Source organism: Vreelandella titanicae BH1 (genome assembly GCF_000336575.1).
In the GTDB taxonomy this organism is placed as follows: Bacteria; Pseudomonadota; Gammaproteobacteria; order Pseudomonadales; family Halomonadaceae; genus Vreelandella; species Vreelandella titanicae.
In genome coordinates this window covers 288,056-308,455 of sequence record NZ_AOPO01000004.1, presented here as the reverse complement: position 1 = coordinate 308,455, position 20,400 = coordinate 288,056, and the positions used below count along the sequence as shown (strand labels likewise).

17 protein-coding genes and 1 pseudogene are annotated in these 20,400 nt (G+C 56.7%); 10 read left to right on the top strand and 8 right to left on the bottom strand.

Translation table 11 applies throughout. From position 1 onward, the window contains the following. Nucleotides 1–19: 19 nt before the first annotated feature. From HALTITAN_RS10520 to HALTITAN_RS10505, 4 genes are read right to left on the bottom strand one after another with little or no spacing between them, the layout of a single operon-like run. Entirely contained in the window at nucleotides 20–1,639 is a 1,620-nt protein-coding gene (locus HALTITAN_RS10520) for an alpha-glucosidase family protein (protein ID WP_027958693.1), read from the bottom strand. Between the two features lie 30 nt (nucleotides 1,640–1,669). Beyond that, complete coding sequence (locus HALTITAN_RS10515; protein ID WP_009287086.1) at nucleotides 1,670–2,512, bottom strand: carbohydrate ABC transporter permease; 843 nt, start codon at nucleotides 2,510–2,512, stop codon at nucleotides 1,670–1,672. Continuing rightward, entirely contained in the window at nucleotides 2,512–3,495 is a 984-nt protein-coding gene (locus HALTITAN_RS10510; RefSeq protein WP_009287085.1) for a carbohydrate ABC transporter permease, read from the bottom strand. The genes HALTITAN_RS10515 and HALTITAN_RS10510 overlap by 1 nt, the downstream gene beginning before the upstream one ends. 15 nt (nucleotides 3,496–3,510) lie before the next feature. Continuing rightward, on the bottom strand, nucleotides 3,511–4,782 hold the full coding sequence (locus tag HALTITAN_RS10505; protein WP_009287084.1) for an ABC transporter substrate-binding protein: 1,272 nt from the start codon (nucleotides 4,780–4,782) through the stop codon (nucleotides 3,511–3,513). Nucleotides 4,783–5,236: 454 nt separating this feature from the next. On the opposite strand from HALTITAN_RS10505, the gene HALTITAN_RS10500 reads away from it, so the two are divergent. The 4 genes from HALTITAN_RS10500 (at nucleotide 5,237) to ugpC (ending at nucleotide 12,533) form a co-directional block, all read left to right on the top strand. Then, nucleotides 5,237–6,745 carry a carbohydrate porin gene (locus HALTITAN_RS10500; protein WP_027958695.1) on the top strand — a complete coding sequence of 503 codons (1,509 nt, stop codon included), beginning with the start codon at nucleotides 5,237–5,239 and terminating at the stop codon, nucleotides 6,743–6,745. A gap of 139 nt (nucleotides 6,746–6,884) precedes the next feature. Continuing rightward, on the top strand, nucleotides 6,885–9,590 hold the full coding sequence (malT, locus tag HALTITAN_RS10495; protein ID WP_039859198.1) for an HTH-type transcriptional regulator MalT: 2,706 nt from the start codon (nucleotides 6,885–6,887) through the stop codon (nucleotides 9,588–9,590). A 145-nt stretch (nucleotides 9,591–9,735) separates the two neighbouring features. After that, nucleotides 9,736–11,430, top strand: coding sequence for an alpha-amylase family glycosyl hydrolase (locus HALTITAN_RS10490; RefSeq protein ID WP_039859196.1), 1,695 nt, complete (start codon nucleotides 9,736–9,738; stop codon nucleotides 11,428–11,430). Further along, nucleotides 11,418–12,533, top strand: coding sequence for a sn-glycerol-3-phosphate ABC transporter ATP-binding protein UgpC (gene ugpC / locus HALTITAN_RS10485; protein WP_039859195.1), 1,116 nt, complete (start codon nucleotides 11,418–11,420; stop codon nucleotides 12,531–12,533). Before HALTITAN_RS10490 ends, ugpC begins: the two co-directional genes overlap by 13 nt. Before the next feature lie 9 nt (nucleotides 12,534–12,542). On the opposite strand, the gene HALTITAN_RS10480 is transcribed toward ugpC, so the two are convergent. Beyond that, entirely contained in the window at nucleotides 12,543–13,523 is a 981-nt protein-coding gene (locus HALTITAN_RS10480) for a helix-turn-helix transcriptional regulator (protein WP_039859194.1), read from the bottom strand. 309 nt (nucleotides 13,524–13,832) lie between these two features. Between HALTITAN_RS10480 and HALTITAN_RS26360 the strand changes: the two are divergent. The 6 genes and pseudogenes from HALTITAN_RS26360 to HALTITAN_RS10450 all read left to right on the top strand — a co-directional run. After that, nucleotides 13,833–14,177 (top strand): annotated as a pseudogene (locus HALTITAN_RS26360) (3-keto-5-aminohexanoate cleavage protein); the annotation flags it as partial. Between the two features lie 42 nt (nucleotides 14,178–14,219). Then, on the top strand, nucleotides 14,220–14,594 hold the full coding sequence (locus tag HALTITAN_RS26275; protein ID WP_338074267.1) for a 3-keto-5-aminohexanoate cleavage protein: 375 nt from the start codon (nucleotides 14,220–14,222) through the stop codon (nucleotides 14,592–14,594). Between the two features lie 6 nt (nucleotides 14,595–14,600). Beyond that, the gene (locus tag HALTITAN_RS26355; RefSeq protein ID WP_176316292.1) at nucleotides 14,601–14,885 is read left to right on the top strand and encodes a hypothetical protein; all 285 of its coding nucleotides are present in this window, start codon (nucleotides 14,601–14,603) and stop codon (nucleotides 14,883–14,885) included. Nucleotides 14,886–15,202: 317 nt separating this feature from the next. Then, nucleotides 15,203–15,727: a DUF3455 domain-containing protein gene (locus HALTITAN_RS10460; protein ID WP_009287082.1), complete on the top strand. Its 525-nt coding sequence runs from the start codon at nucleotides 15,203–15,205 to the stop codon at nucleotides 15,725–15,727. A gap of 118 nt (nucleotides 15,728–15,845) precedes the next feature. After that, on the top strand, nucleotides 15,846–16,400 hold the full coding sequence (locus HALTITAN_RS10455) for a sigma-70 family RNA polymerase sigma factor (protein ID WP_236614951.1): 555 nt from the start codon (nucleotides 15,846–15,848) through the stop codon (nucleotides 16,398–16,400). Continuing rightward, a complete protein-coding gene (locus HALTITAN_RS10450) occupies nucleotides 16,397–17,134 on the top strand; it encodes an anti-sigma factor (RefSeq protein WP_039859190.1) in 738 nt (245 codons plus the stop codon). The genes HALTITAN_RS10455 and HALTITAN_RS10450 overlap by 4 nt, the downstream gene beginning before the upstream one ends. Before the next feature lie 17 nt (nucleotides 17,135–17,151). Here HALTITAN_RS10450 and trkA read toward each other — a convergent pair whose 3' ends face one another. From trkA to HALTITAN_RS10435, 3 genes are read right to left on the bottom strand one after another with little or no spacing between them, the layout of a single operon-like run. Continuing rightward, complete coding sequence (gene trkA, locus HALTITAN_RS10445; protein ID WP_039859189.1) at nucleotides 17,152–18,525, bottom strand: Trk system potassium transporter TrkA; 1,374 nt, start codon at nucleotides 18,523–18,525, stop codon at nucleotides 17,152–17,154. After that, nucleotides 18,522–19,244, bottom strand: a complete 723-nt coding sequence (locus tag HALTITAN_RS10440) for a response regulator (RefSeq protein ID WP_009287080.1) — start codon at nucleotides 19,242–19,244, stop codon at nucleotides 18,522–18,524. Before HALTITAN_RS10440 ends, trkA begins: the two co-directional genes overlap by 4 nt. Further along, complete coding sequence (locus HALTITAN_RS10435) at nucleotides 19,234–20,379, bottom strand: sensor histidine kinase (protein ID WP_039859188.1); 1,146 nt, start codon at nucleotides 20,377–20,379, stop codon at nucleotides 19,234–19,236. Before HALTITAN_RS10435 ends, HALTITAN_RS10440 begins: the two co-directional genes overlap by 11 nt. Nucleotides 20,380–20,400 lie beyond the last annotated feature (21 nt).

Here is a 20,400-nt window from a genome sequence, read left to right as displayed (position 1 = left end):
GCCTGTTGTTGTTTAGAGCTTATGAGACGACGCGCATAAAGGCCGCTTGATACCCCGGTAGCGTCAGGCTGTCACCATCGCGCTGGGTGATAAAGCCGTGGCCCTGCAAATCGCTGTCTATCGCTAGCGGCAGGTTAACCGTCTGCTTCTCAGCGGTGAGGTTGAAAACGCACAACAGCTTCTCATCCGCTTTTTGGCGGGTAAAACCGAGCAGCGTTTCACCCACATCGACCAGCGTTAAGTCGCCATCGAACAGCGCCGGGTGCTGGCGACGGAAAGCCAGCATGTTGCGCAGCGCGTTCAAGGTGGAGTTGGCATCATCCTGTTGGCGGCTTACCGCTAGATCGCGATGATGGGTCTCTATGGGGAGCCAGGGTTCAACGCTGGAAAAACCGCCATGTTCGCTACCGTTCCAGGGCATTGGCGTGCGGCAACCGTCGCGACCTTTGAATTCCGGCCAGAGCACTTTGCCGTAGGGGTCTTGGACGCGCTCAAAGGGCACGTCGGCTTCCGGCAGGCCGAGCTCTTCGCCTTGGTACAGGCAGACGCTACCGCGCAGCGAGCAGAGCATGGCCAGCGCCACTTTAGGGTAGGCGCTAGGGTCTTTGCCTGCGCCCCAGCGGGTGGCACTGCGTACGACGTCATGATTGGAGGTTGCCCAGCAGGGCCAGGCGTCGCCCGCTAGGCGCTGAAAGCGCTCCAGCACTTCATGAATATAGCGCGCAGAGTGGGGCGTGTTGAGCAAGTCGAAGGTGTAGGCCATATGCAGCTTGTCGCCACCGGCGGTGTACTCGGCCATGCGCTCCAGCGGGTTATCGTCGCCAATTTCGCCCACGGTCGTGGTGCCGGGGTATTCGTTCATCAGCGCCCGCAGATCTTTCAAGAATTCGAGGTTTTCGGGGCGGCTCAGGTCGTAGACGTGGCGCTGCCAAGTGTAGGGATTGCTATCCGGTGCGCCCAGGGTTTTAGCTTCGCCTTTGGGAACCGGCGGATTGTCGCGCAGCTCGGCGTCGTGGAAGTAGAAATTGACGGTATCCAAGCGGAAACCGTCTACGCCCAGATCCAGCCAGAAACGCATATTGTCCAACTGCGCCTGACGTGCTTCCGGGTTATGGAAGTTAACGTCCGGCTGGCTGGTCAGGAAGTTATGCATATAGTACTGCTGGCGGCGGGAATCAAACGTCCACGCCGGGCCGCCGAAAATCGATAGCCAGTTGTTGGGTGGCGTGCCGTCCGGTTTGGGGTCGGCCCATACAAACCAGTCGGCTTTAGGATTGTTGCGGTTTTGGCGACTCTCCTGAAACCAGGCGTGTTGATCCGAGGTGTGGCTAATCACCTGGTCGATCATCACCTTCAGGCCCAGCGAGTGGGCTTTTGCCAGCAGCGCTTTAAAGTCTTCCAGGGTGCCGAACATGGGGTCGACGTCGCAATAATCGCTAATATCGTAGCCAAAATCGAGCATCGGCGAGGTGAAAAATGGCGATAACCAAATGCCGTCCACATTGAGGGAGGCAACGTAATCGAGTTTTTCGGTAATACCGTTAAGATCGCCAATACCGTCACCGCGGCTATCCATAAAGCTGCGCGGGTAGATCTGGTAGATAACCCCGCCGCGCCACCAGAGTGTGTTGTCTTGCATCGTAGAGTCCAACGTTGACATAAAAATTCCTTATCCTTTAACGGCGCCTGCGGTAAGGCCTGACACAATGCGGCGCTGGAAGATAATCACTAATACGACCAGTGGCACCGTGACCACCACAGAAGCGGCCATAATCGGCCCCCAGGGCAGTTCGTAGGCACTGCCGCCTGACAGCAGCGCAATAGCGACGGGCACCGTGCGCTGGGCGTCGGTCAGCGTGAAGGTGAGGGCAAACAGAAACTCGTTCCACGCGGCGATAAATGCCAACAGGCCGGTGGTTGCCATGGCGGGCCACATCAGCGGCAGAAATACTTTCGTGATGGTTATCCAGGGCGTGGCGCCGTCCATGATGGCGGCCTCTTCCAGCTCCATGGGCAACTGCTTCATAAAGGTGGTCAATACCCATACGGTGAAGGGCAGGGTGAAGATGGTGTAGCTTAAAATCAGCCCGGCGGGGTTGTTGTAAAGGTTGAGCGCACGAATCACTTCAAACAGCCCGGAAAGCACCGCTACCTGGGGGAACATCGACACCCCGAGAATTACCAGCAGCACCGTGGAGCGGCCCCGAAAGCGCACCCGGCCCAGGGCGTAAGAGGCGGTAATGCCGAGTAGCAGGGCAATAAACACCACGCTAAACGCCACCACGATGGAGTTGAAAATAGCGCGCAGAAAGCTGGTCTGGCTAAAAATGCTGATGTAGTTATCGAAGTTCCAGTTCGAAGGCCATAGCTCAACCCGGAACAGGTCGCTCGACGGTTTTAACGAGGTGACCACCGCGTAGTAGAAGGGAAAAACGGCGTACACCATAATCAGCACAATCAACGCCCAAAACCCGATGCGCTTGGCTATTTTGGCCAACTGACGCGTATTCATTAGTCGCCTCCCAATTGGATTTGTTTACGCCCAAGGTAGAGGTAAGCCACGGTAGCCAGGGCAATGATCAAGAACAGCAGGGTAGAAGCGGCGCTGCCGTAACCGACATCCTGGAACTCGACCAGCTGTTGGCGGGCATAGACCGACATCGACATGGTGCTGGTGGAGTTGGAGGTGAGTACGTAGATAACATCGAAGACACGCAGCGCATCCAGCAGGCGGAAGATCACCGCGACCATTAACGCCGGGGTAATCAACGGTAGGGTAACTTTGAAGAACACCCGCAGCGGGTGAATGCCGTCTACCTCGGCGGCCTCATAGCAATCCTTGGGCAGCATCTGCAGAGCCGCAAGCACCAGCAGCGCCACGAAGGGAATGGTTTTCCATACATCGACCATAATTACCGCCCACATGGAGTAGGTGGCGTTAGCCGTCCAGGCGATGGGAGCGTCAATCACACCCAGGCCCATCAGCATATGGTTGATGATGCCGAACTGGTCGTTGAGCATCCATGCCCACATTTGCGCGGAAACAATGGTTGGGATTGCCCAGGGAATCAGCACCGCAGCGCGCACAATTACACGCCCCTTGAACTCGGCGTTCAAAATCAGCGCTACAATCACCCCGAAAACCACTTCCAGTGATACCGACACCACCGAAAAGTAGACGGTGTTCCATACCGACTGCCACCACACCGAGTCGGCCAATACCCCATACCAGCGGCCATCTTCATAGACGAGGTAGTTCTCGAAGCCAATCAGATTGGCAGCGCCTAAATCTGACAGTGATGCATCGGTGAAGCTGAGAAAGAAGGTGCGCACCAGTGGCCAGCCAGCGACCAGGGTTAACGCAATCAGCATGGGGGCTAAAAAGAGCCAGGCGGCTTTAACCCGCTGACGGCGAACCTTAGTGCCTCGGCGCGGCTTGGTAGTGAAAGAACGCGCCCCAGCGGGCGCGTCATCATGCTTGATGGAGGTCGACATGGAAGGGCTCCAGGGTTACCAGTTGCGACGCTTCAGGCGAGCCAATTCGTCTTCAAGGTCAGCGACCGCTTGAGTGCCATCTTTAGTGCCGGAAAGCACGTCATGGGAAGTGCTGAAGAAGGCGTTACTCACCCGGCCATAGGCATCGCCGGTGGGGGCAGAGGGGCGAGCGACCGCATTGACGAAGGTGTCGTAAAGGGTGCCAAAGAAGGGCACGGCTTCAAGCACTTCGTCATCCTGGTAGAGGGCGTCGATAGTGGGGTTGTAAGAGGCCTGTATGGCGCGACGCTTCTGTTCCTCTTCACCGGTCAGGAAGGCGACCAGGTCGGCGGCCAGCTCGGGGTGTTCGCTGTAGCGCGATACCGCCAGGTTCCAGCCGCCCAGGCCAGCGGCACTTTGGCCGTTTTCGCCACCTGCGGGCAGTTGGGTAACACCTACTTTGCCGCGAACGTCACTGTCTTCGCTTTGGGCCAGTGCCCAGGCGTAGGGCCAATTGCGCATAAACACGGCACCGCCGCTTTGGAAGACGCCGCGCGCTTCCTCTTCGGTGTAATTGAGCACACCGTTAGGCGAAATATCACCAATCCACGATGCGGCTAGGTCGAGTGCTTCTGCGGCGTGTTCGTTGTTAATGCTAATTTCGCCATCGGCTTCCACCACTGTGCCGCCGCCAAAGCTGGCTACCCACTCAAGGGCGTTAACGGTCAAACCTTCATAGGCGCGCCCCTGGAAGACATAGCCCTGCATACCGTCTTGGCCCTCAGCGCGCTCGGCGTCTTTGATCTCGCGGGCAATTTCGGTGAGTTCTTGCCAGGTTTTTGGCACGTCATGGCCATACTTTTCCAGCAAGTCTTCGCGGTAGTAGAGCACGCCCGCATCGGTGAACCACGGCATGGCGACTAAACGGTCATCGATGGTGTTGTTGGTGACAATGGTGTCAAAGTGCCCGGCAGCGGCGTCATCGCCAAGCACTTCTTTGAGGTCGAGTAGGTGGTTGGCGAGTAGGCCGGGCCACACCACGTCAATCTGCATCACATCGATATCGCTGGAGTTAGCCGAAAGGATCTGCTGGTAGAGCGAAAGGCGCTCGGTGGAGGAGTTGGGCGTTGAAACAACATCGACGCTATGGCCGGTTTTCTCTTCCCAGGCGCGTACGCCTTCCTGGCACAGCGTCAGCTCTGCGCCGACTGCGCCACAGGAAATGGTGAGTTCTTCAGCCTGAGCTTGGCTTGTTGCGCTCAGCGTGCTGGCTACTGCGATGGCGGTAGTGATTAAAGTCTTTTTCATAACGGCGTACCTCGACGTTTATTGTTGTGGATGGTGTGGCTTCTAAATTAGCGTTAATTCACAAACTCAACGTTTGTTCAATGGCTCTCTTAATCTTTATCTTAATCGATTAAGATTGTGCTGCTCAGTTAGCCGCTTTGATCGAGGAAGTTCAATAGCGACTTTTGTCTAACGACATTATTCAGTTTTCACTAAATAAAATCGTTCCTTAGACATTAGTCGCTAATTAGCAACTAGCCGTTGGTAAAAAGAGACTTAATCGATTAAGTTTTGGCTACCTTTCCTTAAGCGCCGTGGCGTTTAGCAGCAAAGCCACTCCCCCCTGGGTGAACCGTGCAAGGGAAGTGTTATCGATTCGATCTTAATCGATTTAGGCAAAAGCGCTTACAGGCAGACGCTTAAAACAAGCGCTAATAAACAACCGCTTGCCAATAACAATAGGGTACTCAAAACAATGCACAAAATGACATTTAAAACGCCGTTAGCCATTGCGATTGCCACCGCCAGCTTGGGAATGAGCGGTGTTGCTTCGGCACAAATGACCATGGAGCAACGCTTTGCCGAGCTTGAAGCCCGCATTGAAGCCGCGGAACAGCGCGCTGATGCCGCCGAGCGCCGTGCCGAGATTGCCGAGCAATCACAGTCGACTGCCGTGGCGACAGAGAGCGACGCGGAGATCGAAGAGCGTCTGGCCCGGGTGGAGCGTTACGCCGATGGCGAAGAGGGGTTCTCGTTTAACGTTTATGCGCGTTCAGGCTTGTTGATTGGCGAAGATGGTAAAAGCGAGAATGCTGGCCCTTACCTGACACCCGCGGGTGGAGAGGGCGGCGCCGTTGGCCGTTTAGGCAATGAGCCGGACACCTACGCTGAAGCGATTTTCAACTACCGCATGCAGTTCGATAACGGCGCCAAAGCGCTTTATCGCACCATGATTGCTGACGGCACGACCTCCAGCAATGACTGGACTGGTGGCGAGTCCGATCTCAACGTGCGCCAAGTGTTTGCTGAATTCAGCGACCTTCCCAGCTTTACCGGCGCATTTGAAAACGCCTCTATCTGGGCCGGTAAGCGCTTTGACCGCGATAACTTCGATATCCACTGGCTCGACAGTGATGTGATTTTCCTGGCCGGTACCGGTGGCGGTATCTACGACATGCAGTTGGCAGACAACTGGAAATCTAACCTCTCGATTTATGGCCGTAGTTTTTCTGACTATCCGATTGTTGACCGCGAGAACCCCGGTCTTGAAGGCGATACCGACAACCTGATCCTGACCTCCAACAACTACTTCGGCAACTGGCAGTGGATGGTCAACGGTATGTCCGCTGCAGACAACGACGAGCGCGACATTGATGTCGGCCAAACTGCTGCCGATACTGGTTTCCACACCATGATTGCTTATCATGGCGACAGCTTCTTCGGCATGGGCGAGGGTAGTTTCAAAGCGGCCGTGCTGCATGGTCAGGGGTTAGGCGCCGAGACCAAAAGTATTGGTTCACGGGGTGATCTAACCGATGACGCTACCGCCACGCGCCTAGCGCTCTATGGCACCACTTATATTGCCCCGCAGTGGCGCGTTGCCCCCTCCATTCTGGCTGAAACCAGCGAAGACCGTTATGCCCAGGGCGATAAGTACAACTGGGCAGGGCTCAACGTGCGCCTAGCCAACGAGTTAACGCAGAACTTCGAAATGCAGTACGAAGCGGGCTATCAGTGGATGGATCTCGATCCCCAGGGTTATAGCGGTCGTAACGCCGTGGATGGTGGCTTCAGCAAATTCACGATTGCGCCCACCTTCAAGCCTGAAGTCGGCGGCTTCTGGCAGCGTCCTGAGATTCGTCTGTTCACCACCTTCAGCGATTGGGATGACGACCTTAACAACTACGGTGCCAGCTCACTGGGCAACGAAGGCTTTACCGGTGGTCAGTGGACTTTCGGCGTTCAGACCGAGGTATGGTTCTAAACCGATGTAAGTTGGTTAGCGTTTAACTGTTTCTTCTCCAATGCACTTTGCCCGCGACATGTCGCGGGCTTTTTTATAGCTTTAAAAGAATTTGTGAATAGTATTTATGGAGGGCTAGCAGGGTTGCTCAGGAGCGTTTATGTCACTACTGCAAGAGAAATTAAAAGCGCCGCCACTACCGCTTGGTGTAGTGGCCCGGCCGCGCCTTAATGACCGTTTCGGGTTAGATGAACGTGTCCGCTTACTGATGGTGCAGGCGCCTCCAGGCTATGGCAAAACCACGCTGCTGGCTGAGCGGCTGACCGCGCTGGAGCAAGAGGCCACTTGGCTAGGCTTGGATCAGCGCGACAACCAACCCGCGCGGTTTTTAGCCTACTGGCAGGCAGCGCTCGATGGACTGTTAATCGAGCACACACGGCTTTCACCCGTGGCAGACGATGGAGACTGCGTGGAGCAGTTAGAGCGCTGGCTTGGCGAATTGCCTGAGCAGCGCTCGCCGTGTCGTTTGGTAGTGGATAACTTTGAGCACCTTAGCCACCCGGATATCTTAGCTGGGATCGCCCACTGGCTGCGTCATCAGCCGCCTTGGCTAACGTTAACGCTGGCCAGCCGCTCAAGGCCAGCATTGGGTTTGGCAAGCCTGCGGCTAAGAGGTGAACTCGAAGAGATCGACCTTCACGCGTTGGCCTTTGACAGCGAGGAGGCGCAAACCCTGTGTGCCGAACAGTTGAGCTTTCCCCCCACGCGAGTCAGCCTGGAACGTGCACTGCGCAGAAGCGGTGGCTGGGTAATGGCGTTGAGCTGGCTGGTAGAGCGGACCACCACGCGGGCAGGGTTTGACGCCTTGGTCGATCGGTTAAGTGGTGCCCACCCAGACTTTGCCGCTTGGTTTGACGAACTGCTCTCCGCTGCACTGCCATTGGAAGAGCGAGAGCTAATGCTGCAACTGGGGGTACTGGAGCGCTTTTCCCCCGAGCTTATGGCCCGACTACTGGAAGGGGAGCGCTTGACCCAGCGCCTGGAGGCCTTTGAACAAGCGGGGCTATTTATTGAACGCCCAGACCCGCATGCTCAGTGGTACCGCTTTCAACGACTGTTTGGCGAGTACCTCCGTCATCGCCGTCATGAGCTTAGTTTGGCCACCCAGCGCGTGCTGCACCAGCGCGCAAGCCAGGCGTGGTTAGCCTTGAACGATCCGGTGATGGCTCTGCGCCAGGCGATACTCGCCGAGGCCCCCGATGATGTGGCAAGCCTACTGACCGCCCATGGACCCGCCTTGCTGGCAAGCGGCGCCTATTCACTGTTGGCCAAGGGCTTCGCCCTGCTCGGTGAGCCGCGGCTCTCTACCTGTCCGGAACACACGCTGCTCTATGGCTGGGTCTCCCATGCTCAGTTTCAGTTTGATATTACCGCACGCGTAATTGGCTGGATTGAAGCACAGTTGCACGCGTCAGAGTGGCAGTTGCTCAGCGCTGAATTCGCTACGCTGCGCGCCCAGTTAGCGATTAACCAGGGCGATGCCGAGCGCGCCGCACCGCTGGCCGAGCAAGCGCTAGCCGTGCCCGCCCGCTATTTAGCTTCCACGCCGCTGACTGCCACTGCCATCTTAAGCGAGGCGCGCTTTGTGCTGGGCTATTTGGAAGAGTCGCTGCAGCGGGTGCGCGAGGTAGAGCGTCAGGCCCGCCAGCGTGGCGATCATCAACTGCTGCTCTGGTCGTTTTGCCATCAGTCGGAGACGCTGGTGGCTCAGGGGCGCCTACAGGCCGCCTACGATATTCAGGAGCGCGCCTTTGCCCACCTGGAGCGCGCGGAGCTTGAGCACCTGCCCGTGGCGGAGTTTCTCTACCGCATTCGCAGTCAGGTACTCTGGGAGTGGCACCGGCTGGATGAAGCCGAGCAGGCCGCGCTGAAAGGCATCGCCGTGCTGGATAACCAGGGGGAGCGCTGGACACTTCAGTGTCATATCCAACTGGCCAAAATCGCCCAAAGCCGTGGCGACCAAGCCCAGTGCGCTGACCATATTCGGCGGCTGCGCAAAATTCTCGCAGAAGGGGATTACCATATTGACTGGGTGGCGAATGCTCACGCTACCCTGTTGGCCTGGTGGCACTCCACCCAGGATCTTGATGCGGTAGAGCGCTGGCGCCAGGAAGCGCCGTCCCCCATTACTGAAGGGGCCACCAACCACTTTTCCCAGTGCAATGTGCGCAACCACGCTCGGGCGCTCACGCTGCTGGGGCGCTTTGATGAAGCCTGCATGCTATTAGAGGCCCTTGAAGTGCACACTCAGCGCTTGGGGCTGGTCACGGATGCCAACCGCAACCAGATCTGTCTCGCGGCAGCGGCGTGGTATGCAGGAAGAGAAGAGCATGCCTGCCAGCATATGCATCAAGCGCTGAGCTTGGCTTCCCGCACCGCCCTGGTGGGCAGCTTTCTGCGACTGGGCAAACCCCTTGGGGAGTTGCTCAATCGGTTGCTCGACAGCGGCACCTTGGATGCCTTAGAGCAGGCGAGGGCAGAGCGGTTGCTGGCGCTGGCGGGGCGCCAGAAGGATTTTGGCAGCGCCCGACGCTTAATGCTGGATGAAACGGTGATCGCCGATATTGTCGCCCGGCCAGATGTCCCCGAGCTGATCCGCACTTCGCCGCTCACTCGCCGGGAGTGGCAAATCCTGGGGCTGATTCATGCCGGGCTTTCCAATGAGCAGATCGCCGAGCAGCTGTCGGTGGCGCCTACCACCATCAAAACCCATATCCGCAGCCTCTATCAAAAGCAGAATATTCGACGGCGCGACGAAGCGATTGCCCTGGCGGGGCAGTTGCTGACGCATATTCAGGGGGAATAAGTCGACAGACGGGCTACTCCTAACGCCTACGCCCAGAGTCACCCTGGGGGGAGGATTTTATCTTGTGAGCAACCCTGCATCATGCCGAGTAACCAGCAAGAACTATGTCAAGAACTGTGACAAGAACTATGGCAAGGACAAAACAATGATGCAGACAACCTCTACTTCCCACTACGTTGGTAGCCAAGGGGCCGACTGGTGGCGCGGCGCCGTGATTTATCAAATCTACCCACGCAGCTTTATGGACAGCAACGGCGACGGCATTGGCGACTTAAAAGGCGTGATCGACAAACTTGATTACATCGCCTCGCTTAACGTCGATGCGATTTGGTTGTCGCCGTTCTTTACCTCACCGATGAAAGACTTCGGCTACGACATCAGCAACTATCGCGATGTTGATCCGATGTTTGGCACCCTGGAGGATTTTGACCGTTTAGTCGAGGGTGCCCATGCCAGGGGGCTAAAAGTCACCATCGATCAAGTCATGTCGCACACTGCCGATCAGCATGCCTGGTTCGAAGAGAGTCGCCAAAGTCGTGATAATCCCAAAGCCGACTGGTACGTTTGGGCTGACCCTAAGCCCGATGGCGCGCCGCCCACTAACTGGCAATCCGTGTTTGGCGGCAGCGCCTGGCAGTGGGACACCCGCCGCTGCCAGTACTATCTGCATAACTTCCTGGCTAGTCAGCCGGATTTAAATTTCCGCACACCTGTGGTGGTCGATGCCATGCTGGAGGAAGTGCGCTTCTGGCTAGAGCGGGGCGTGGATGGCTTCCGGCTGGATGCGGTGAACTTCTGCACCCACGGCGAGCTAAAAGATAACCCGCCGCGCCAGGAGATTACCGAAAGTTTTCTAGGCGTTCGCCCCGACAATCCCTACGGCTACCAGCTTCACCAGTACGATAAAACCCAGCCCGAAAACCTGGTGTTTCTGGAGCGGCTGCGCGCTCTGTTGGATGAGTACCCCGGTACCACCAGCGTGGGCGAGGTAGGCGATGACGACGCCTTGGGCGTGATGGCGGAGTACTCCCAGGGCGGCAAGCGGCTACACATGTGTTATTCGTTCAACCTGCTCACCGATAAATCTGACCCCGGCTACTTGCACGAAACGCTAACCGAAATGGAAGCACGCATTGGCGATGGCTGGCCCTGCTGGGCGCTGGGCAACCACGACGTGACGCGGCTGGCAACTCGCTGGCAGGCAGAAGGGCAGCTGGATAAGCTGCGCCTTTATATGGTGTTTCTACTCACTCAGCGCGGTAGCGTATGCCTTTATCAAGGTGAAGAGCTGGGTCTGCCCGAAGCTCAGCTAACGTTTGAACAGTTGGTTGACCCTGCGGGAATTACCTTCTGGCCCGCTTATAAAGGCCGCGATGGCTGCCGAACACCGCACCCCTGGCAGGCCGATGCCCATCATGCGGGCTTTAGCAGCGCCACACCCTGGCTGCCGGTGCCTAATACTCATGCTAATCTCGCTGTTGATCAGCAAGATAACGACACTGATTCATTGCTCAATGCCTACCGCGATTTTTTAGCCTTCCGTCGTACTCAGCCTGCGTTGGTGAAGGGCGATGTGCGCTATCACGCTGTGCGTGACGATGTGCTCTGTCTTGAGCGCACCTACCAGCAAACACGGTTACTAATTGCTCTGAATTTTAGCGGTCGAACGGTCACCCGTTCGGCGCCTGAAGGCGCTGAAGCCATTGCCGGTGCCCCCGCGTGGCTAACCGGTGAGTGGCAGGGCAGCCAACTGTCGCTTCCGCAACTGTCCCTTCCGCCCTATGGCGTGGCCATTGCCCGCTGCTCCCAGCTAGAGGAGAACGCACTATGGGACGTCTAACGCTAAGTGGTATCGGTAAATCTTTTGATGGCGTGGAAATCTCGCGGGATATCGATCTCAACATCGAAGACGGCGAGTTCGTGGTGTTCGTTGGCCCCTCCGGCTGCGGAAAGTCCACGCTGCTGCGTATGATTGCCGGGCTTGAAGACATCAGCGAAGGGGATATGCAGCTAGATGGCCAGCGGATCAACGAGATTCCGCCCCAGGAGCGGGACATCGGCATGGTGTTCCAATCCTACGCCCTCTACCCGCACATGAGCGTGGCCGAGAACATGGCCTTCGGCCTGAAGCTGGCCCGCACCGACAAAGCGGAAATTCACCGCCGCGTTCAACACGCCGCCGAGATGTTGCACCTCACCGAGCTATTGGAGCGTAAGCCTAAAGACCTCTCCGGCGGTCAGCGCCAGCGGGTAGCCATTGGCCGCACGCTGGTCAAAGAGCCTGCCGTGTTTCTGTTCGATGAGCCGCTCTCTAACCTGGACGCCGCGCTGCGGGTGGATATGCGGGTGCAGATCGCTGCGCTGCATAAGCGCTTGAACGCCACCATGATCTACGTGACTCACGACCAAGTGGAGGCGATGACGCTGGCTGACCGCATTGTGCTGCTTTCCCGGGGAAGAATCGCCCAGGTAGGTGCGCCTCTCTCGCTTTATCACTTTCCCAAAACCTTAGAGGTAGCGGAGTTTATCGGCTCGCCGCGCATCAATACCTTCCCGGTTACGGTAGTCGACCCAGGTGAGCGCCAAACGGTGGTGCGTTTGCCTAACGGGGAGACACTGACGGTCGCGGTCAATGGCAAGCACCTCCATTCCGGTGATGGCGCCACTTTGGGATTGCGGGCAGAAGATTTTGTATCGCCCGAACAGGCGGAGGCTCGGCTGACAGCGAGATTAATGGTGGCGGAAAAGCTGGGTTACGAAACCCTGACGCATCTGCAGGTAGACGGTATAGACGCTACCTTAACCCAGCGTTTGGATGGCTTAACGCAACTAACCGAAGGCCAAACGATCGACTTGGGTTTAGCGGGCCAGCATTGCCATCTTTTTGATCTACAGGGTAGTGCCTGCCCGCGGCAGGTGGTGGTAGATGGGGTAAGCCAATAGTCAAGCTGCTTATTTTGGGTATCCGGACTTTCTGGTTGATATGCGAAAGTCTGCCTCGGCCAGGCGCTGTAGTCGCGTCGCTTGGCGGTGAAGCTCATCGCGCAGCGAAGCGGGTTCGACGATCCAGAAGTCGAAGGACAGGCGGGTAAGCTGACGGGCGAACCAGCTCAGGCTGTCGGTGTGGCCGTGCAGCGTCACGCCGCTATCTGTGGGGGTCAGCAGGCCGATATGGGGGGCGAGCTCGGCGGCGGCGCTCTCCAGGTCGGTGTCGAGCCACAGTTCCACGGCGGTGGCGCGGGGCAGGGAGGCGAGGCTGTGGATCAGGTGAGCAGCAGCATCGAAGTCCGTAGGCCGATCAAAAGTGGCCGAGAGGGGAATGGCTTCGCAGATCCTATCCAATCGAAAACTGCGCAGGTCGTGGCGCAAGTGGCACCAACCGCTGACGTACCAATGACCACTGTGATAAACCAAGCCATAGGGATTGAGCACCCGTTTGGAGGTCTGATCGTAGCTATCTAGATAGTCGAGCCGTATCCGCTGGCGCTCTTGGGTGGCAGTGGCTAGCAGTCCCAGCAGTTGCTTGTTGTTCGTGGCGTGGGTCGTAGGTAACGCCAGCCGAGTACTCTCATCTAAGGCACGAACCCGCTGCTGCAGCTCGGAGGGCATCACCCTTTCTAGTTTTGCCCGGGCGCTCTCCACCGCCGGGGCCGATTCGCTCAATCCTAGATGCAGGGCAGATTTCAGGCCCAGCGCAAGGGCTTGAGACTCCTCGGCGGTGAACATCAGCGGCGGCAGCTTGAAGCTAGGCATTAATCGGTAGCCACCGTGGCATCCCCGCTCTGTATTCACCGGAATGCCTATCTCCTCCAAGGTTCGGATATAACGCCGTAGAGTGCGGCGGTCCACGCCGAGTCGGTTCGCCAGATCTCCGCCGCTTAAGTGACGGTGGGTCTGCAACAGCTCTAGCACACGAGCGGTGGGGTTGAGCATTTTCTCGATTCTAGTAGGACGAGTTATGTCCTATTTAACCACTATCTTGTTTACGTAACCAAGCGTCGAGAAGTCGCCCTCTATTGATTCACGCAAGACAAGAAGTGTAAGAGGCTAGGCCAGCACAAGGTTTTTGGGACTAATACTTAGGCACACTAAGACCGCAAATGTTGCACTTCACCTCTTGTCTCCAAAAATTGATCTCTACCTAGAACCGCATCACCACAACGCGACAAAACACCGTACGCCGGGACGAAGGATACGAAGAAGTCACTGATTTGCGTAATAGAACGCATAGAGGGGCTGTCAATGAACAATAATTGCTTTTCGATGGAGACGAACATGGTCTTTTTACAGGTATCCCTAAATGGCGATCGCCGACATCCGGCGGCCCCTAGAACCCCCGAGGAGATTGGAAATGACGCGGCGGCAACAATCAATGCTGGAGCTCATTCCGTTCATGTCCATGCTTACAATAGTGCTGGAAAAGAGACTCTAAACTCTTTTGAATGCGGTGCTGTCATACGGGCGATCCGAGCTCGTTGCCCAGGTGTTCCAATTTCACTTACTACTTCCGAAACGATTATTTCAGATCCTTTACGGCGTTTGCAGACGGTGCAGTCATGGACTGAGTTCCCAGACCTTGTAACCGCGAATCAGGGGGAGAAAGGAATTATTGCACTATGTGAGTGGCTTATGTCGCGTGGCGTTGGTATCGAAGCGGGCTTACTGTCGCCCGCTGATGCCCGAACCTTTATTGATTCACCGATTCGCGATAGATGCCATCGTATCCTTATAGAACCCTGTAACCCAGATCCTGTAGCTGCCTTGCGCGATGCGGAAGAAATGGGGGAAATCGTATCGTCGGCTGGTCTTACCCTTCCGCAGGTACATCATGGATACGATGGGTCGTGTTGGGCGGTGAACCAACGAGCGCTCTCGTTGGGACATGGAATTCGGACAGGGATAGAAGATGTGACAGTCTTACCGGATGGTCGAGCGGCGAAAAGCAATGCCGAGCTGGTTGAAGCTGCCCGCTCATTAATCGAGAACAACGTCCGCCATACGTAAATGACCATGACAGCTGAAAGCAACCGCACCCTGACAATTCTGGGTGCGGTTTTCAATCTGTTCCACCGCAAAGTGGGGCAGCACTCGATACTGTTCAGCACTGCCTCTACCACCTTGAGTGAACACCTGCTCCAAGTGGTGCAGTGTGTCTCAGTTAGAGACCACGATCATCGATTGTCCATGTTAACAAGGAAAGTTTGCATGACCAGCCTGCTCGATAACATCTTTCACCTTCCTGAGTACCATATCCCGGATATTAAGAAAGATAAGCACGATTGTTCGTTTCGGTAAGCGCGATGTTGCTTACCGAGGCCTTCCCCTCCATGGCAAGCGGGTCACCCTTAAAAGAAGTCACCGCAGGCCAAGGAATCCCCGTTCCTAGGAATGGCCACTAGCATGGGGCTCCCTGATCCAGAGAAGAACTTAGGCGTCGATCTATCAACCTTCTGGGGGATTAAGGGTTTGGAATGGCTTGAGAACCCCTTCAGCCAGTTAATCCGGATTCCCATTATTTTTTAAAAAAAGTGCATCCAATACGTCTCCTCGCGGGTAATCCCTATACAGGCGCTATTTAAGGCGGCTGATAAAAACCTTTTAGGAGACTGAAAATGACCATCCAACCTCTTACGCGTGCAGCACTTGCCGCTACCTTGATTGCATCCTTCAGTCACGTCGCGCTGGCAGACATGACGCCCGCGGAAGTTCAGGTGCCGGACGGTAATGCTGTCGCCCTCGAAACCGTTGGCGTTGGCGCTATTACCTACATGTGCGAAGCCAAAGACGACGGCAACATGGGCTGGGTATTCAAAGGCCCCCACGCGGCGCTTAACGACAGCGAAGGCACACAAGTAGGAAGCTACTACGGCCCGCCAGCCACCTGGGAAGCGTTGGATGGCTCAAAAATTACCGGCACTCAGCTAGCCACGGCTGCCAATGGTGATGGCAACATCCCGCTTCAACTGGTGGAAGCCAATCCGGCTGAAGGCGAAGGCGCTATGAGCGGTGTTAGTTACATTCAGCGCCTGAACACCCAGGGTGGTGTTGCCCCGGACGTCACCTGCGATATGGATCACGACGGAGCCACCGCGGTAGTGACCTACCAGGCGGACTATATCTTCTGGGTTGCTGAATAAGTCGACTGGAATGTTAACTCCGCTGGGGGCTCGTCTGTCGAGTCCCCAGCGGCTATGCTGTCTCTGAGAACGACGACTGGCGTCGGTGCCGTCACCAGGGAGCTAGGGTTTGACTGACGTGTATTCAGAATTTGATCATGCTGCGGCATTAGCCAACTGTGCCCGTGGCGAGCATGACGCCTTGCACCAACTCTATGTTCATGAAGGTGCCCGACTATTAGGCGTCGTCATAAGAATCGTCAAGGATCGTGGTATGGCCGAGGATATTGTCCACGATGCCTGTCTTAATATTTGGCAGCATGCCGATAGTTTTGATCCCGCCAAAGGATCCGCGCGGACGTGGATATTTAGCGTGGCGCGTCACCTGGCACTGAACGCTATCCGTTATCGCGACCGTGAAGTCACTTTTGATAATCACGATCCCACCGAATTAGATCTCGATGAACATTTTCAGCACGCCTCCGTTGCCGATGAAGCTTTCGATTGGCAAACCGGCCAGCGGATGGATAGCTGTTTGGAAGCGCTTGAGCCGGAGCGGCGTAACTGCGTACTCCATGCCTATGTTGACGGCCTGAGTCATGCGGAAATTGCGGCGCATACCGGCGCGCCGCTGGGAACCGTAAAAGCCTGGATCAAACGCAGTTTGCTGCGCCTACGGGAGTGTATGGCATGAGCCGCCCCAGTCAGCACGAACACCAAGACGACCATACTTTAGCGGGTGAATACGTGCTGGGTACGCTTTCGTTAGAGCAGCGTAAGGCGCTAGAGGCCCGGCTACCTAACGAGCCTGAATTGCAACAAGCCGTGATGGCTTGGGAAGAGCGTTTCTTGCCCTATACCGCTATCACCGACCCGGTAACGCCTTCTGACAATTTATGGCCGCGTATTGAGCGCAGCTTAGCATCACGGAAAGCGCTTGCTAAGCGTGCTCGACCTGCCTCTGTCGTGCCGCCAAGACCTCTCCGCATGCTGCACAGCCTGCCGCTTTGGCGCGGCGCTGCCGGGTTTGGCTTAGCGGCGGCGTTAGTATTGGGCGTGATGCTGGGCAATGAAGTAACTGAACCGACGACCCCCGAGTACATGGTGGTTCTGCTTGCTCCGCAAACGCAGTCAGCGGGTTGGGTAGTGCAGGCCTCATCACGCCAGGAAATCGAGCTGATCCCATTGGGTACTTTCGAAGTACCTGAAGGTAAAGCGCTTGAGTTTTGGACCAAAGCAGATGAGTGGCAGGCCCCGGTATCGCTGGGTTTAGTGGAGCCAGGGCAGCCGATCCGTTTGCGCTTGGATGAACTGCCGCCTCTTGAGGATAACCAGCTATTTGAGCTAACGCTGGAAGACGAAACCGGCTCACCAACCGGCTTGCCCACCGGGCCGATTGAGTTCATTGGCCGCGCGGTCGAGATTTAGCCACTCAAAAGCGCCAGTTAAAAGAACGTCAAGCCGACCTGGAACAGGCGCTCCACATCGCGAATGCGGCGCTTGTCGATCACAAATAGAATCACGTGGTCACCGCTCTCAACCATCACGTCGCCGTGGGCGATAATGACTTCCTTGCCGCGCACAATCGCACCGATGGTGGTGCCGTCGGGCAGGTCGATCTCGCGGATGGTACGCCCGACCACCTTGGAGGACTGCTTATCGCCGTGGGCGATGGCTTCAATGGCCTCGGCGGCACCCCGGCGCAGCGAGTGAACGTTGACGATATCGCCCCGGCGCACATGGGTGAGCAGGCTGCCGATGGTCGCCTGCTGGGGAGAAATGGCGATATCGATCTCGCCCCCCTGCACCAAATCCACGTAAGCGGCGTTGTTAATCAGCGTCAGTACCTTCTTCGCCCCCAAACGCTTGGCGAGCAGCGACGACATGATATTGACTTCGTCGTCGTTGGTCAGCGCGCAGAAGATATCGCACTCTTCGATATTCTCCTCTTCCAGTAAGCGCTTGCTGGTGGCGCTGCCATGGAGCACCACGGTGCGATCCAGTCGCTCGGAGAGGGTGGTGCAGCGCTCCAGGCTGTGCTCGATGATCTTGACCTGGTGGCTATGCTCCAAATGCTCCGCCAGCCGCTCGCCGATATTGCCACCCCCGGCGATCACGACCCGACGGAAGTCCCGCTCGACCCGGCGCAGCTCGCTCATCACTGCGCGAATATCCCGGCGGGCGGCGAGGAAGAACACCTCGTCGTCAGCCTCGATGACCGTATCGCCACGGGGAATGATTGGGCGGTTACGACGGTAAATGGCGGCTACGCGGGTATCCACGTTGGGCATATGGCGGCGCAGAAAGGCCAAATCCTGGCCCACCAGCGGGCCACCGTAGAACGCTTTCACCGCCACCAGCTGTACCAGGCCACCGGCAAACTCCAGCACCTGCAGGGCACCGGGGTGCTCGATCAGGCGGCGTACGTGGTCGGTGACCACCTGCTCGGGACTGATCAGTACATCAATGGGGATCGCTTCGTGGGCAAAAAGGCCTTTACGGGTCAAATACGCGGTGGCGCGCACCCGGGCAATTTTAGTCGGCGTGCGAAACAGCGTATGGGCGACCTGGCAGGCGATCATATTGATCTCGTCGCTGTTGGTGACAGCGATCAACATATCGGCGTCTTCGCAGCCTGCCTGGCGCAACACTATCGGGTAGGAACCTGCCCCGGTGACCGTTCGGATATCGATTTTGGTGTGCAGCTCGCGCAGTTTTTTGGCGTCAGTGTCAACGACGGTGATGTCGTTTTCCTCGCGGGCGAGGTGTTCTGCCAGTGTGCCGCCGACCTGGCCGGCGCCGAGAATAATAATTTTCATACGGTCTTGTCCTCACGGTCAGGCTCAAGGGAGAGTCGGTAACCAATGCCGGGTTCAGTTTGCAGTAGGGTGGGGGACTGGGGATCATCACCTAGCTTTTGACGCAATTTGCTCACCACGATGCGCAAGTAATGCGTATCTTCCTGGTGAGTTGGGCCCCATACCTGTCGTAATAGCTGGGTCTGCGTGACCACTCGCCCAGCTGAAGCAATAAGCTGGGCCAGCACGGCGAACTCTTTCGGCGTTAGATGAACGGCCTCGCCGTGCAAGCTTACTTGGTGAGCGGCCAGGTCAACTATCAAACCGCCATGCTGGAAACGCTGAGCGCTTGGGCTGGCGCGCCGCCTTAATAGGGCTCGAATACGTGCCAACAGCTCTTGAATGCCGAAGGGTTTGGTAACGTAGTCGCTCGCCCCGTTATCCAGGGCGCGCACTTTTTCAGCCTCATGGCCGCGCACCGAAACAATGATCACGGGCACCTCGCTATGCTTGCGGATAGAATCGAGCACTTGCTGTCCATCCATGTCTGGCAGACCAAGATCCAGTAAAACGATGTCTGCATTAGCGGTGAGCGCATCAGCATTGAGTTTTTCCAACCCCTCGCGACCACTGGAGGCCTCAATCACCTGAAACCCTTGAGAAGTGAGGCTGATACGCAAAAAGTGACGAATGTGCGGCTCGTCATCAATGACTAATACGCGCGCTTGATCAGTGCTCATTCTCGGCGTCCTTGCTGGGTGCCGATAGGGGCAGCGTCATGGTAATCCTGGTGCCAACATTGTCAGGCCCAGGGCTTGCGTGGATTTGACCCGCGTGGGCGCCAAGCATTCCCCGACAAATCGCCAGCCCCAGGCCGCTACCGTGCAGGCTGCGATCGCCGTCGTTACCGGTGACAAACATATCGAACACGCGCTCGCGTAGTGCTTCGGGTATGCCAGGGCCTTGGTCGGTAACCGAAAACAATAAGATGGACGGGTCTCCAGCCCTTTTATCATCACGACATTGGGCTTCGATAGTGATATGGCCATTAGGTGGTGAGAAGCGCGCCGCATTTTCAAGCACGTTGACCAGCGCTTGCTCAATCAGGGCGGGGTGAACGTAAAGTAGTGGTAGCTCTTTTGACCAGTGCTGCTCGACTTGGAAACCTTCAAGGGCACTGCCCAGTCGCTTCCGCGCTGAAGCGACTAAATCATCAAACGCCACCCAATCGCGCTCGATTTTCATATCGCCATGGCCTAGTCGGGTCATGTCCAACAAATTTTGTATATAGCGGTTAAGGCGTTCACTTTCGCTTAATACGCCATCTAGTAACGCAAAGCGATCCTGTTGGCTGAGCTGTGCATCCAGAGTGCGAAGCGAGCTGGCCGCGCCAATAATCGACGCTAGCGGAGTACGCAGGTCGTGGGAAATCGACGATAGCAGCGCTGAACGCAACCTCTCCTGCTCTTCAGCCAAGCGAGCGGCACTAAGCTCCAGCAAGCGTTGGCGGCTATCCCCGGCGAGCTTGCCGACTACCAGTGCGACTAATAGAAAGAACAGCAGTGTTAGCAGTTGCTCTTGCTCTTCAACCGCTAACGAAAAGTGCGGAACGGTGAAGCAAAAATTAAACGTCAGAAACCCCAGTACGGCACATAGCAGAGCTGCGTAGCTTCCTGCTAACACCGCACTGGCGAGAACCGCGGTAAGAAAAATCAGCGAAAGATTAGCCAAGGCTAGCCAGGTATATAGCCCCCAGGCGATTAGCAGAGCAATTAGCGTGCTCGCCAGCGCAATCAGGATTTCTGACGACATTGGCAAGCGCAACTGGTTCGCAATCTGCCTAAAGGGTTTGAATATTGGTTTTCTAAGTGTCATGACACGATTGTCCTTCACGAA